A 14,239-nucleotide genomic window follows, 5' to 3' on the forward strand; every position below is an offset into this window, starting at 1 on the left:
CTCCTAGCCCCTCGGCCAGAACAGATCCGCCAGCAAAGGCAAAAAGCGCCTTTTCTGTCGGATCCTTATCTGTCTGTCGGGTCTGAACAGTCGGTTCAGCATTTCAATGTCATTACAGGAAAATTCTTAAAAGCGTGAGCGGATTGAGAACGGATACACTATGAGTACAAAGCAAGTACACAAGGAGTTGTCCGCTATGAGTTTAGACGCCATTTGGTATGAGCTTCAAATTATGCAGCAGGAATTGAAAACTAGGCTTTTTAATCATTGTTTGTTTGAAGTGGATATGAATGAACAAAATTTATTTTATCCATTCAAGGAAAAAACGATTATGATTCATGTGAAAGAAGAGTTAAATGATGTAGAAAGAGCTCTTCAGAAGATTGAAAACGGCACGTTTGGCATTTGTGAAGAGACAGGTACTTCAATTGCGCTTGATAAATTAGCCATTATCCCCACAGCCAGAACCATTCATGATTTTGCTTTTCAAGAACTTTATGAAAGAAAATCTCTGCCTCACCTCTATCTCAATCACCAATCTCACTATGAAGTGGGAGAATATCATTAAAACACTGCTTTCATGAGATACAAGCTTTACTCTTCTTTTTTGCCTGTGATACAATTCAAAGGTACATTATAGGAAAGTTGGGGAAAGCTTGTGCTTTACTATATCATCGCACTTGTTATTATTGCGCTCGATCAGCTGACTAAATGGCTGATTGTAAACGAATTGGAAATCGGAGAAAGAATACCTGTTATTGAAAACGTATTGTATATTACATCACATCGGAATCAAGGTGCTGCCTGGGGAATTCTTCAGGGTCAGATGTGGTTTTTTTATGTCATTACCGTTATCGTCGTAATTGGACTCGTGATTTATATTCAAAAATATGCAAAAGACCAGCGATTGATGGGAATTGCGCTCGGACTTATGCTTGGCGGAGCGATTGGCAATTTTATAGACCGTGTTATTCATCAGGAAGTGGTGGATTTTGTACAAACTTACATAGGAACATACCCATTTCCTATCTTTAACATAGCGGATTCGGCTCTATGTGCAGGGGTTGCTTTGTTATTTATTGTCATGCTTTTTGAAGGGAAACAAGAGAAGGAGAAAGTGAATGAACAGCATAGAAATTAAGATTGATGACAGCAATAAATTTGAACGTCTGGATAAGCTGCTTGCAGCAGAGAATTCCGATTGGTCGAGAAGTCAGGTACAGATTTGGATAAAAGAAGGGCATGTCAAAGTGAATGATGCTGAATCAAGAAGCAATTACAAAGTTCAGCCAGGCGATACAGTCACACTTCTCATTCCAGACCCTGAGCCGCTTGATGTGATGCCTGAAGAGATGAATCTTGATATTTATTATGAAGATAGTGATGTCCTCGTTGTGAATAAGCCAAAAGGAATGGTTGTTCATCCTGCACCAGGCCACTTATCGGGCACTCTGGTTAATGGCCTGATGGCTCACTGTAAAGACCTGTCTGGCATTAATGGAGTAATGAGACCTGGAATCGTTCATAGAATTGATAAAGATACGTCTGGGCTCCTAATGGTTGCAAAGAATGATAAAGCACATGAATCATTAGTCAGCCAGCTAGTAGAAAAATCGGTGACTAGACGTTATCAGGCAATTGTTCACGGAGTGATTCAGCATGATAAAGGGACAGTCGATGCTCCAATTGGCCGTGATAAGCAGGATCGCCAGAGCATGACAGTAACAAATGAGCACAGTAAGGATGCGGTTACCCATTTTCATGTGCTTGAACGCTTTGAAGGATATACTTTAATCGAGTGTCAGCTTGAAACGGGAAGAACCCACCAAATTCGTGTACACATGAAATATATCGGTTTCCCGATTGCAGGAGATCCAAAGTACGGACTTAAGAAAACAATGAAAATAAACGGTCAGGCGCTTCATGCGGGCGTACTTGGATTCAAGCATCCGAGAACAGGGGAATATATGGAGTTTAAAGCTCCTCTGCCTGCAGAGTTTGAAGAAGTTATCTCAGAGATTAAAAATAACCATTGACACATTCATGTTATTCTGACATAATGACTATAGTTCAAAAAGAACCTTTAATACAGTCCCGTGAGGCTGAGAAGGAAACGGATTTTATACGCTAATACTGCGTATTTTAAGCTATGCATCCAAATCCCTCTCTCCATTACGGCGAGAGGGATTTTTCTTTTTAAGGTTCTAAAAAAAGAGGTGAGAATCATGCCGCAAAAAGCAATCGTTTTAGATCAGCAGTCTATAAGAAGAGCTTTAACCCGAATCGCACATGAAATTATCGAACGCAATAAAGGAATTGATTCAGTCATTCTTGTCGGCATCAAGACAAGAGGCATTCACCTTGCTAAAAGGCTTGCTGAACGCATCGAACAGATTGAAGGGAAGCCAGTTGAAGTAGGAGAGCTTGATATCACGTTATACCGTGATGATCTTTCAAAAAAAACGGACGATCAGGAGCCTCTTGTAAAAGGATCTGACATTCCTGCGGATATTACAAACAAAACCGTCATCCTTGTTGACGACGTTTTATACACGGGAAGAACAGTAAGAGCAGGACTTGATGCTCTTATCGATATTGGCAGGCCATCGCAAATTCAGCTGGCAGTTCTAGTTGACCGAGGTCACCGCGAACTGCCGATTCGAGCAGATTATGTCGGGAAAAACATTCCGACTTCCAGCTCGGAAAAAATTGTTGTTGAACTGCTGGAAGTGGACGAAACAGATCAAGTAACCATCTACGAAAAAGAATAAAGACCTTTTAATGAAGTCCAGAGAGGCTGCAAAAGGGAAAGAAAATCACACGCCTGGCATCAGTTTGAGTCCGGCGGGATTATTCTGCCTCTTTGCACCTTGCAAAGAGGTTTTTTGTTTCTCAGTAAAAAGAAGAAGCGGAGGAATGAAAATGAAAAAGAATCAAGAGAATGACATACAGCTGGATGTAAATGAGGTACCAAAGCCGCTCACATGGATCACGCTCAGCTTTCAGCATTTGTTCGCCATGTTCGGTGCAACGATACTAGTACCTTTCCTTGTAGGTCTCGATCCGGCAATAGCGCTGATTTCAAGCGGACTTGGAACAATAGCCTTCCTGCTGATTACGAAAGGACAGGTGCCGGCTTACCTTGGCTCATCCTTCGCGTTTATTGCGCCGATCATTGCAGCAAAAGCTGCGGCGGGCCCTGAAGGAGCAATGGTCGGCAGCTTTCTGGCCGGTGTGGTTTATGGCTTTGTCGCATTACTGATCAAAATGGTCGGACATAAATGGATAATGAAGATTTTGCCGCCGGTTGTTGTCGGACCAGTGATCATCGTAATCGGACTCAGCCTTGCAAACGTGGCAGTTGACATGGCGATGAATAATCCAGACGGGGAATATAACCTGACTTACTTCTCGGTCGCATTAGTAACTCTTGCGATTACGCTCATCTGCTCGGTTGTGTTTAAAGGATTTATCAGCCTGATTCCGGTGCTCATCGGAATCATTGGCGGCTATGTTTATGCCCTTGCAATTGGAATTGTTGATTTCAGCAAAGTAGCACAAGCAAATGTGTTTGAAAAACCGGACTTTATCATTCCTTTTATCACATATACACCTAGCTTCTCATATGAAATCATCCTGCTGATGGTGCCGGTCGCAATCGTCACCCTGTCAGAGCATATCGGACATCAGCTTGTGCTTGGAAAAGTTGTCGGACGTGACTATATTGAAAAGCCGGGTCTTCACCGCTCGATCTTAGGAGATGGCACAGCTACAATCATTGCGTCCCTAATAGGAGGCCCTCCAAATACAACATACGGCGAGAATATCGGCGTCTTGGCCATAACGAAAGTTTACAGTGTCTATATTATCGCCGGCGCTGCAGCTATGGCCATCGTGTTCGGATTTATCGGGAAAATTTCGGCACTGATCAGCTCCATTCCAACGCCGGTCATGGGCGGTGTGTCCATCCTGCTGTTTGGAATTATCGCTTCATCTGGACTCAGAATGCTGACAGACAGCAAAATTGACTTTGGAAATAAACGTAACCTTGTAATATCATCCGTCATTCTGGTAATCGGCATCGGCGGTGCAATGATAAAAGTAAGTGAACAATTTGAACTTCATGGCATGGCGCTTGCAGCCATCATCGGCATTCTTCTAAACCTGGTTCTGCCTGGAAGAAAAGACGCTGAAGCGGAACAGAACATGAAAGAAAACACAGCTGCATAATCACCTTTTAATGAAAGTCCAGAGAGGCTTTTAAGGGTGGATTGAGTATTGGCAGATCAGCCTGATGATTTGTCATGCTCCCTCACACCCTGAATCTCTGATCAGGGTGTTTTTTTGAAGATAAGAAAGGATAAAGTTTGGGCATTGATGTCTGGGAGCTAAACAGCTCTTGCGCTTTTCTTATAAAAAGATGGGGAGAGATGACTTTGAAGCACTTATTGAAAATGACTGATTTACCTGCAGATGAAATCATGAGGATATTAAAAGATGCAGAACGCTTTAAAGCAGGAAAGACCGTGCTGCAGGAGACACCGGCATTTGTTGCTAATTTGTTTTTTGAACCAAGCACAAGAACAAGATTCAGCTTTGAAGTTGCAGAAAAAAGACTTGGACTGAATGTGCTCAATTTCGACGCCTCTCACTCAAGTGTTCAAAAAGGAGAGACCTTGTACGATACGGTAAGGACACTTGAGGCAATTGGAGCAAACGCAGTCGTCATCAGACATCCAAACGATGAGTATTTTAACGAATTGCAAGATAAAGTAAAAATTCCAATATTGAATGCCGGAGACGGATGCGGTCATCACCCGACACAGTCTCTGCTTGATCTTCTTACGATTCAGCAGGAGTTCAAACATTTTGAAGGCCTGACAATCTCCATTCACGGAGATATCAAACACAGCCGGGTAGCGCGGTCAAATGCAGAAGTGCTGAAGCGTCTCGGGGCAAACGTTATACTTTCAGGGCCTGAGGAATGGAGAGATTCATCAAATGGGTTCGGGCAATACGCACCGACAGATGAAGCGATAGAGTCATCCGATGTTGTGATGCTCCTTAGAATTCAGCATGAACGGCACCGCGGTCAAAATGACGGTTTCTCAGACTATCACAGCAAGTATGGATTAACGATTGAAAGAGAAAAAAACATGAAGAAGAATGCCATTATCATGCACCCTGCACCGGTTAATCGCGGAGTAGAAATTGCAGGCGAGCTTGTAGAGAGCAGAAAGTCAAGGATTTTCAAGCAAATGGAAAATGGCGTATTTATCCGAATGGCCGTATTGAAGCGTGCTTTAGAGAGTGCCAAATTAAGCGAGGGGGAAACTACTTATGCAATTTATCATTAAAAATGGACGAATTTTAGATAACAGCGGTGCAGAGAAAAAAGCGGATATTCTGATTCAGGATGGAATCATTACTAAAATAGAAGAAAATATCAAGCATGAAACAGCGCAGATCATTGATGCTAAAGGCAATCTTGTTTCTCCCGGCTTCGTCGATTTACATATCCATCTCAGAGAACCAGGCGGAGAACACAAGGAAACAATTGAAACAGGGACAAAAGCAGCTGCAGCAGGAGGATTCACAACGGTTGCCGCGATGCCAAACACAAAACCGGTGCCGGATCATCCTGAACAAATGAACTGGCTGCAAAGCCGAATAAAAGAAACGGCTACAGTCCGTGTTTTGCCATACGCATCGATTACAGTACGGCAGGCTGGAAAAGAACTGACAGACTTTGAAGGTTTGAAACAGGCAGGCGCGTTTGCTTTTACAGACGACGGTGTAGGCGTGCAGTCAGCAGGCATGATGTTTGAGGCAATGAAAAAAGCTGCCGCGCTTGGAGTAAGTATTGTTGCACACTGTGAAGATAACTCGCTGATTTATAAGGGAGCTTTGCATGCCGGAGAATTTGCAGAAAGAAATGGCATAAACGGTATTCCATCCGTGTGTGAAGCGGTCCAGATTGCGAGAGATGTATTGCTAGCAGAAGCTGCAGGCTGTCATTATCATGTCTGTCACATCAGCACAAAAGAATCTGTAAGAGTGGTAAGAGATGCAAAGAAAGCAGGCATCAACGTCACGGCTGAAGTTACGCCACATCACCTGCTGCTTTGCGACAGTGATATTCCTGAACTTGATACGAACTACAAAATGAATCCGCCGCTGCGCGGAAGTGAGGACAAGGAAGCTTTAATTGAAGCACTGCTTGACGGAACCATCGATTTTATAGCAACAGACCATGCTCCGCATACAAAAGAAGAAAAAGCAGAAACCATTCAGCTTGCACCATTTGGAATTGTCGGTTTAGAGACGGCCTTCCCTCTGCTTTACACACGCTTTGTAGAGACGAACGAATGGACACTGAAACAGCTTATCGACTATCTGACAATTAAGCCGAGTAAAGCATTTAACCTTCCATATGGAAAATTAGAAGTTGGCAGTACGGCAGATCTTACAATTATTGACTTAGAAGAAGTAAAAGAAATCGATCCTGAAGCATTCCTGTCAAAAGGGAAGAACACTCCGTTTGGAGGATGGAAATGTAAAGGATGGCCAATTGCAACAATCGCACAAGGACAGCTGGTATGGGAAAAGGAGAGAGTAAACGCATGATCAGACATCTAATTCTCGAAGACGGTACGATTTTCACGGGACAAGGATTTGGAAGCGAAGAAGATACGATTGGAGAAATCGTATTTCACACTGGAATGACAGGTTATCAGGAAATTTTATCTGACCCTTCTTACTGCGGACAAATTGTCACACTTACTTATCCGCTTATCGGAAACTATGGAATTAACCGCGATGATTTTGAAACCATCTCGCCTTTCATTAATGGGTTTATCGTAAAAGAATTATGTGAACTTCCATCTAACTTCAGATGCGAATATTCTCTGGACGAATATTTCAAGCTGAAAAAAATACCGGGTTTGGCAGGAATCGATACGCGCAAACTGACAAGAATTATCCGCACATACGGAACTCTGAAAGGAGCATTTTGCTCAGAAAATGCAGATAAGGATGAGGTGCTTGCAAAATTAAAAGAGGCAAACCTTCCAACCAATCAAGTGGAAACCGTTTCAACAAAAACATCTTATCCGAGTCCCGGACGCGGCTGCAGAGTTGCATTGGTGGACTTTGGAATGAAGCATGGCATTTTGCGCGAACTCAATAAGCGCGATTGTGACGTGGTTGTTGTTCCTCATACAACGACAGCAGAAGAAATCCTTCAATTGAATCCAGACGGCATTATGCTTTCAAACGGGCCTGGAGATCCAAAAGATGTGCCGCATGCACTTGAAATGATCAACGGAGTGCTCGGGGAAATTCCGTTATTTGGAATCTGCCTTGGCCATCAGCTTTTCGCACTCGCAGGAGGGGCAAACACTGAAAAAATGAAATTCGGGCATCGCGGTTCAAATCATCCTGTAAAAGATTTAGGAACAGGGAAAATTGCGATAACCTCTCAAAATCACGGCTATACTGTCACTCTTGATTCAGTTGCTTCAACAGATCTTGAAGTAACACATCTTGCGCTCAATGACGGCTCGGTTGAAGGACTTAAACATAAAGAACTTCCTGCATTTACGGTTCAATATCATCCGGAAGCATCACCAGGACCGGAAGATGCAAACGGACTTTTTGATCAATTTATCGACATGATTGAAACTCACAAGAAAGAAGGGGTCAAAGTATGCCAAAACGCGTAGATATCAAAAAAATTCTAGTAATAGGTTCAGGTCCGATTATTATTGGGCAGGCGGCAGAGTTTGATTATGCCGGAACGCAGGCATGCCTTGCTTTAAAAGAAGAGGGCTATGAGGTTATTCTAGTAAACTCAAATCCGGCAACAATCATGACGGATACCGAAATGGCGGATAAAGTCTACATTGAGCCATTAACTGTGGAATTTTTAACAAAAATCATCAGAAAAGAACGCCCGGATGCCCTTCTTCCGACACTTGGAGGACAAACGGGACTGAATATGGCAGTAGAGCTTGCAAATGCCGGTGTGCTTGAAGAGTGCAATGTTGAAATCTTAGGAACAAAGCTCAGCGCGATTCAAAAAGCGGAAGACCGTGATCTCTTCCGCCAGTTAATGAACGAACTTGGTGAACCTGTGCCTGAAAGTGACATCGTGCATAACCTTGAAGAAGCGTTCACTTTTGTAAATAGAGTCGGATATCCCGTTATTGTAAGACCAGCCTACACACTTGGCGGCACAGGCGGCGGAATCTGCTCGAACGAAGAAGAACTGATTGAGATCGTCACAAGCGGATTAAAGTACAGCCCGGTTACTCAATGTCTTCTTGAAAAAAGCATCGCGGGCTTTAAAGAAATTGAATATGAAGTAATGCGCGATAAAAATGACAGTGCGATTGTAGTCTGCAACATGGAAAACATCGATCCTGTCGGCATTCACACTGGTGACTCAATCGTCGTTGCACCAAGTCAGACTTTAAGTGACCGCGAGTATCAAATGCTCCGGAATGTTTCGCTTAAAATCATCCGGGCCCTGCAAATCGAAGGCGGCTGCAACGTACAGCTCGCACTTGATCCAAACAGCTTTCAATATTACATCATCGAGGTCAATCCGCGCGTCAGCAGATCATCCGCGCTTGCTTCAAAAGCAACTGGCTATCCGATTGCAAAGCTTGCTGCAAAAATCGCAGTCGGTTTGACGCTTGACGAAATGATGAACCCTGTTACCGGCAAGACATATGCCTGCTTTGAGCCTGCCCTTGACTACATCGTGACGAAAATTCCAAGATGGCCTTTTGACAAGTTTGAGTCAGCAAACCGCCGCCTTGGCACTCAAATGAAGGCAACAGGAGAAGTCATGGCAATCGGCAGAACATTTGAAGAATCATTGCTGAAAGCTGTACGTTCACTTGAATCAGATGAGTATCACCTGGATCTGAAGAATGCTGATGAATTCAGCAATGAACTGATCGAAAAGAGAATCAGGAAGGCAGGAGACGAGCGTCTATTCTATCTTTCTGAAGCAATCAGAAGAGGGGTATCCATTGAAACGATTCATGAGTGGAGTGCAATCGATCTGTTCTTCTTAGTGAAAATAGAAAAAATCATCAAGTTTGAACATGTGCTGAAAGAAGCAAAGCTTGATGCAGATGTCCTAAAACAAGCCAAGAAAATGGGCTTCTCTGATATTGCAATCGCAAGGCTCTGGAACATGACTGAACGAGAAGTCTATGACTACAGAAAACAGCTGAAGCTGTTCCCGGTTTTCAAAACAGTTGATACATGTGCAGCAGAATTTGAATCAGAAACTCCTTACTTCTACGGCACGTACGAAGATGAAAACGAATCTGCTGTAACAGACAAAGAAAGTGTGATTGTCCTTGGTTCGGGACCGATTCGAATCGGCCAAGGCGTGGAATTTGATTATGCAACGGTACATTCTGTATGGGCCATCAAAGAAGCCGGGTATGAGGCAATCATTATCAACAATAACCCTGAGACGGTTTCTACAGATTTCAGCATCTCAGATAAGCTTTACTTTGAACCGCTGACTGTGGAAGATGTTATGCATATTGTAGATCTTGAAAATCCGCGCGGCGTAGTCGTGCAATTTGGCGGACAGACAGCTATTAATCTGGCAGAAGAGCTTGAAGCAAGAGGCGTGCAGATCCTTGGCACATCCCTTGAAGATTTGGACCGCGCTGAAAACAGAGATAAGTTTGAGTACACATTAGGCAGGTTGAACATCCCGCAGCCCCTGGGGAAAACAGCCACTTCTGTTGAAGAAGCAGTGAAAATTGCAGCTGAGATCCGCTACCCGGTATTAGTAAGGCCATCCTATGTTCTCGGCGGCCGGGCTATGGAAATTGTATATGAAGAGAAAGACCTGCTGCATTATATGGAAAATGCTGTAAAAATAAATCCGCAGCATCCGGTTCTTATTGACAAATATTTAACCGGAAAAGAAATCGAAGTAGACGCGATTTCAGATGGCGAAACGGTCTTTATTCCAGGAATTATGGAACACATCGAACGTGCAGGCGTTCATTCAGGCGACTCAATTGCCGTTTATCCGCCGCAAACTCTGTCTGCAGAAATCAAGGAAACGATTGTAGAGAGAACTATCGCTCTTGCCAAAGGATTAAATATAAAAGGTTTGCTGAATATCCAGTTTGTTATCTACAAAAATGAAGTTTATGTGCTTGAGGTGAACCCAAGATCAAGCCGCACGGTTCCATTTTTAAGCAAGATTACGGGTGTACCAATGGCGAATCTCGCTACAAAGGTGATTTTAGGAAAAACACTTCATGAGCTTGGCTATGCAACAGGCATTCAGCCTGAGAGTGCCGGCGTCTATGTGAAAGTGCCGGTATTCTCCTTCGAAAAACTGCGCAGAGTCGATATTACACTCGGCCCTGAAATGAAATCTACCGGAGAAGTCATGGGCAAGGATACAACGCTTGAAAAAGCTCTGTATAAAGGCCTGATTGCATCCGGAATGAAGGTGCAGAATTACGGACAGGTTCTGCTCACGATTGCAGATAAAGATAAAGAAGAAGGCCTTGAAGTTGCAAGACGCTTCAGCGCCATTGGCTATCAGATCATGGCGACAAGCGGAACGGCTGAATACCTTCATGCCAATGGAGTTTCTGCAAAGATTGTCAATAAAATCGGCAGCGAGGCGCCAAACATGCTTGATATCATCCGCACAAGCGAAGCACAGTTTGTCATCAATACGCTGACAAAAGGCAAACAGCCTCAGCGGGATGGATTCCGGATCCGCCGAGAATCAGTAGAAAACGGCATTCCGTGCTTAACATCACTTGATACTGCTAAAGCGATTTTAAGAGTGCTAGAATCAATGACTTTCAGTGCAGATGAAATGCCAAAGCGCGCTATCAGCAAAGAGGTGACATACGCTTGATACAAAAAGAATGGATGACGATTGCAGATCACAGGGAGTTGGCTGCAGGCATTTATGAACTCACATTAAAAGGCAGTTTAGTCGATCACATGAATCAGCCAGGGCAGTTTGTACATGTGAAAGTTTCAGAGACCGCCTCACCGCTGTTAAGAAGACCGATCAGCATCGCGAAAATAGATAAAGAGAATCAGGAATTTACCATGATATACAGAGCAGAGGGAGCAGGGACGAAGCTCCTCTCTGCAAGAAAGAAGGGCGGGCTTGTTGATGTACTTGGTCCGCTTGGCAATGGATTTGATCCTGAGCAGTTGGAAAAAGGCGAAACAGCCCTTCTTGTCGGCGGCGGGATCGGCGTGCCTCCTTTATATGAACTGTCAAGACGCCTGATTAAAAGAGGGGTAACGGTTAAGCATGTTCTGGGCTTTCAATCAAAAGAGCACGTCTTCTATGAAAAAGAGTTTCAAAAGCTTGGAGATACCTATGTAACGACTGTAGACGGCACTTATGGAATGCAGGGGTTCGTCACAGATTTGATTAAAGAATATGGGCTTAGTTTTGATGCCCTGTTTTCCTGCGGACCCACTCCGATGCTTGCAAACATAGAAAGACTTTATCACGATAAGCCTGTCTTTCTGTCACTCGAAGAACGGATGGGCTGCGGAATTGGCGCATGCTTCGCATGTGTGTGTCATACAGCTGATGATCCTCATGGCACTTCTTATAAAAAGGTGTGCAGCGACGGTCCAGTATTTAAAGCCGGGGAGGTGCTTTTATCATGCTGAACATCGAATTGCCCGGTTTATCCCTGAAAAATCCGGTTATGCCGGCATCAGGCTGCTTTGGCTTCGGTAAAGAATTTGCAAACCTTTACGATTTAAGCAGTCTTGGTGCGATCATGATTAAAGCTGCCACGGCAGAAGCGCGCTTTGGCAACCCGACGCCAAGAGTCGCGGAAACTGAGGCAGGCATGCTGAATGCCATTGGCCTTCAAAATCCGGGCCTAAAAGGAGTGCTTGAGCAAGAGCTTCCATGGCTCGAGTCTTATGATGTGCCGATTATTGCGAATGTAGCGGGCTCCGCACAGGAGGATTATGTTGAAGTCGCAAGAGAGATCAGCAGAGCAAAAAATGTTCACGCAATAGAACTGAATATCTCTTGCCCGAATGTAAAAACAGGTGGAATTGCTTTTGGAACGAACCCGGAGATTGCCGCCTCTTTGACAAGGGCAGTAAAAGAAGTATCCGAGGTGCCTGTCTATGTGAAGCTTTCTCCTAATGTCAGCAACATTGTTGAAATCGCCCAAGCCATTGAAAACGCAGGTGCTGATGGTTTAACGATGATTAATACGCTGCTTGGGATGAGGCTCAACATGAGAAATGCAAAGCCAATTCTCGCCAACCGCTCCGGCGGATTATCAGGCCCTGCCATCAAGCCTGTCGCGATCCGAATGGTGTATGAAGTAAGCCAGGCAGTATCCATACCGATTATCGGCATGGGAGGCGTGCAGACAGCTGAGGATGTGATTGAATATATGTATGCAGGTGCAAGTGCTGTCGCTGTCGGAACAGCAAACTTTGTCAATCCGTTTGTATGTCCTGAAATCATCGGACAATTGCCTCAAACATTAAAAGAATATGGATTTGAACATATTTCAGAATGCATCGGAAGGAGCTGGAAGAATGAACAGACCGCTTATCATCGCGCTTGATTTTCCGGACGGAAACGAAGTGGACGGATTTTTAAAAAAGCTGCCTGATCAAAAGCTATATGTAAAAGTGGGGATGGAGCTGTTTTATCAGGAAGGTCCAGCGATTATCCATCAGCTTAAATCAGACGGGCATGACATTTTTCTTGATTTGAAGCTCCATGATATTCCGCAGACAGTCAAGCAGGCAATGAAAGGACTTGCAAAGCTTGAAGTGGATCTTGTCAATGTTCATGCTGCAGGGGGAAGCGCGATGATGCAGGCTGCGATAGAAGGGCTCGAAGCAGGAACGAGTGCAGGGGCAAAAAGACCTGACTGTATTGCTGTCACGCAATTAACAAGTACATCTGAGTCCATGTTAAGTCATGAACTGCTTATCGAAAAAAGCCTGAATGAAACCGTTCTGCACTATGCAAAATTGGCAAGTGAGAGCGGACTCGATGGCATTGTCTGTTCTTCGCTTGAAGTACCTGATATCTATCAGCATCTGGACCGTTCTTTCAAAACCATTACGCCTGGTATCCGCATGGCGGAAGACTCAGTGAATGATCAAGTGAGAGTGGCGACTCCAGAGAAGGCAAAGGAGCTTGGATCAACTGCCATAGTTGTCGGCAGAAGCATCACAAAAGCGGATGATCCGCTGACGGCATATTTACAAATGAAAAACGCATGGGAGGGTCTGCCTGTATGAAACATCAAATTGCTCGGCAGCTGTTGAAAATTGAAGCCGTCTTTCTAAGTCCAAATGAGCCATTTACATGGTCTAGCGGCCTCAAATCTCCAATTTATTGCGATAATCGCTTAACATTATCCTACCCTGAAGTGAGAAAAGCCATTGCAGAGGGACTGACAAAGCTGATCAGGGAAGAGTATCCCCAAGCTGAAATGATTGCAGGAACAGCAACAGCCGGCATACCGCATGCTGCATGGGTAAGTGATCTTCTTAATTTGCCGATGTGCTATGTAAGAAGCAAGCCGAAAGGGCATGGAAAAGGCAATCAGATCGAAGGCAAAGTGCACGAAGGTCAAAAAGTCGTAGTCGTTGAGGATTTAATCTCAACAGGAGGAAGTGTTATTACGGCAGTTCAGGCGCTGCGAGAGGCAGGATGTGAGGTTATTGGAGTTGTCTCCATCTTCACATATGAACTGCAAAAAGGCGCAGAAATGCTTGCAGAAGCAGGCATCCATGCTGTATCTCTTACCGATTATTCATCATTGATAGATGCAGCTTTGAATAATGGATCCATTGAAAAAGAAGATCTTGAAAAGCTGAAAAAATGGCGTGAAAATCCGGCAAATGAAGCATGGATGACAGTTTAAATAGGCAAAAAAGCAAAGCCGTCATTGGCTTTGCTTTTTTATATCCAAATCAAAATCGAAAATAAAATAGAAACAAGGCTTAGAAGCAGATAACCAGTTCGGAACAATTTTATTTGCCATGCTTTTTTATCAAACCTTTTGCAAAACGAGAAGCTCGCATGGCCGATCCAGCCAAATATCCAAAAAAGGCCGGATTGTTCATTTTTGATTTTTTGGAAAATATGATGATCATCAAGAGATACAATGGCATAAGCTAACGAAAATCCGCCTATAACGAAAGAGAAAAGAGTCAT

General features: G+C 43.9%; 13 protein-coding genes. All 13 read left to right on the forward strand.

What is annotated here, in order from left to right; all coding sequences use genetic code 11:
• Positions 1 to 196: 196 nt before the first annotated feature.
• Positions 197 to 568 carry a TraR/DksA family transcriptional regulator gene (locus ABEQ24_RS04810; protein ID WP_430005717.1) on the forward strand — a complete coding sequence of 124 codons (372 nt, stop codon included), beginning with the start codon at positions 197 to 199 and terminating at the stop codon, positions 566 to 568.
• 90 nt (positions 569 to 658) lie between these two features.
• Positions 659 to 1,141: a signal peptidase II gene (gene lspA / locus ABEQ24_RS04815; RefSeq protein WP_430005718.1), complete on the forward strand. Its 483-nt coding sequence runs from the start codon at positions 659 to 661 to the stop codon at positions 1,139 to 1,141.
• Positions 1,122 to 2,036 carry an RluA family pseudouridine synthase gene (locus ABEQ24_RS04820; protein ID WP_430005719.1) on the forward strand — a complete coding sequence of 305 codons (915 nt, stop codon included), beginning with the start codon at positions 1,122 to 1,124 and terminating at the stop codon, positions 2,034 to 2,036. Before lspA ends, ABEQ24_RS04820 begins: the two co-directional genes overlap by 20 nt.
• Before the next feature lie 189 nt (positions 2,037 to 2,225).
• Complete coding sequence (pyrR, locus tag ABEQ24_RS04825) at positions 2,226 to 2,771, forward strand: bifunctional pyr operon transcriptional regulator/uracil phosphoribosyltransferase PyrR (protein WP_070879104.1); 546 nt, start codon at positions 2,226 to 2,228, stop codon at positions 2,769 to 2,771.
• Between the two features lie 151 nt (positions 2,772 to 2,922).
• Positions 2,923 to 4,230 (forward strand): solute carrier family 23 protein, encoded by a 1,308-nt coding sequence (locus ABEQ24_RS04830; RefSeq protein ID WP_430005720.1) that lies wholly within the window; start codon positions 2,923 to 2,925, stop codon positions 4,228 to 4,230.
• A gap of 206 nt (positions 4,231 to 4,436) precedes the next feature.
• Complete coding sequence (locus tag ABEQ24_RS04835) at positions 4,437 to 5,357, forward strand: aspartate carbamoyltransferase catalytic subunit (RefSeq protein ID WP_430005721.1); 921 nt, start codon at positions 4,437 to 4,439, stop codon at positions 5,355 to 5,357.
• On the forward strand, positions 5,341 to 6,627 hold the full coding sequence (locus ABEQ24_RS04840; protein WP_430005722.1) for a dihydroorotase: 1,287 nt from the start codon (positions 5,341 to 5,343) through the stop codon (positions 6,625 to 6,627). The genes ABEQ24_RS04835 and ABEQ24_RS04840 overlap by 17 nt, the downstream gene beginning before the upstream one ends.
• On the forward strand, positions 6,624 to 7,724 hold the full coding sequence (locus tag ABEQ24_RS04845) for a carbamoyl phosphate synthase small subunit (protein WP_430005723.1): 1,101 nt from the start codon (positions 6,624 to 6,626) through the stop codon (positions 7,722 to 7,724). Before ABEQ24_RS04840 ends, ABEQ24_RS04845 begins: the two co-directional genes overlap by 4 nt.
• Positions 7,709 to 10,921, forward strand: coding sequence for a carbamoyl-phosphate synthase large subunit (gene carB, locus ABEQ24_RS04850; protein WP_430005724.1), 3,213 nt, complete (start codon positions 7,709 to 7,711; stop codon positions 10,919 to 10,921). The genes ABEQ24_RS04845 and carB overlap by 16 nt, the downstream gene beginning before the upstream one ends.
• A complete protein-coding gene (locus tag ABEQ24_RS04855) occupies positions 10,918 to 11,703 on the forward strand; it encodes a dihydroorotate dehydrogenase electron transfer subunit (RefSeq protein ID WP_430005725.1) in 786 nt (261 codons plus the stop codon). The genes carB and ABEQ24_RS04855 overlap by 4 nt, the downstream gene beginning before the upstream one ends.
• Positions 11,697 to 12,629, forward strand: coding sequence for a dihydroorotate dehydrogenase (locus ABEQ24_RS04860; RefSeq protein ID WP_430005726.1), 933 nt, complete (start codon positions 11,697 to 11,699; stop codon positions 12,627 to 12,629). The genes ABEQ24_RS04855 and ABEQ24_RS04860 overlap by 7 nt, the downstream gene beginning before the upstream one ends.
• Entirely contained in the window at positions 12,601 to 13,317 is a 717-nt protein-coding gene (gene pyrF, locus ABEQ24_RS04865) for an orotidine-5'-phosphate decarboxylase (RefSeq protein ID WP_430005727.1), read from the forward strand. Before ABEQ24_RS04860 ends, pyrF begins: the two co-directional genes overlap by 29 nt.
• On the forward strand, positions 13,314 to 13,946 hold the full coding sequence (gene pyrE, locus ABEQ24_RS04870; RefSeq protein ID WP_430005728.1) for an orotate phosphoribosyltransferase: 633 nt from the start codon (positions 13,314 to 13,316) through the stop codon (positions 13,944 to 13,946). Before pyrF ends, pyrE begins: the two co-directional genes overlap by 4 nt.
• Positions 13,947 to 14,239 lie beyond the last annotated feature (293 nt).

Origin of the sequence: Metabacillus idriensis, assembly GCF_050483325.1 — a bacterium.
Lineage (GTDB): Bacteria > Bacillota > Bacilli > Bacillales > Bacillaceae > Bacillus_P > Bacillus_P idriensis_A.

Excerpts from the sequence above, each read along its gene's own strand:
- ABEQ24_RS04810 (WP_430005717.1), top strand. The coding sequence starts at position 197 with ATGAGTTTAGACGCCATTTGGTATGAGCTTCAAATTATGCAGCAGGAA.
- ABEQ24_RS04820 (WP_430005719.1), top strand. The coding sequence starts at position 1,122 with ATGAACAGCATAGAAATTAAGATTGATGACAGCAATAAATTTGAACGT.
- pyrR (WP_070879104.1), top strand. The coding sequence starts at position 2,226 with ATGCCGCAAAAAGCAATCGTTTTAGATCAGCAGTCTATAAGAAGAGCT.
- ABEQ24_RS04830 (WP_430005720.1), top strand. The coding sequence starts at position 2,923 with ATGAAAAAGAATCAAGAGAATGACATACAGCTGGATGTAAATGAGGTA.
- ABEQ24_RS04840 (WP_430005722.1), top strand. The coding sequence starts at position 5,341 with ATGCAATTTATCATTAAAAATGGACGAATTTTAGATAACAGCGGTGCA.
- ABEQ24_RS04845 (WP_430005723.1), top strand. The coding sequence starts at position 6,624 with ATGATCAGACATCTAATTCTCGAAGACGGTACGATTTTCACGGGACAA.
- carB (WP_430005724.1), top strand. The coding sequence starts at position 7,709 with ATGCCAAAACGCGTAGATATCAAAAAAATTCTAGTAATAGGTTCAGGT.
- ABEQ24_RS04860 (WP_430005726.1), top strand. The coding sequence starts at position 11,697 with ATGCTGAACATCGAATTGCCCGGTTTATCCCTGAAAAATCCGGTTATG.
- pyrF (WP_430005727.1), top strand. The coding sequence starts at position 12,601 with ATGAACAGACCGCTTATCATCGCGCTTGATTTTCCGGACGGAAACGAA.
- pyrE (WP_430005728.1), top strand. The coding sequence starts at position 13,314 with ATGAAACATCAAATTGCTCGGCAGCTGTTGAAAATTGAAGCCGTCTTT.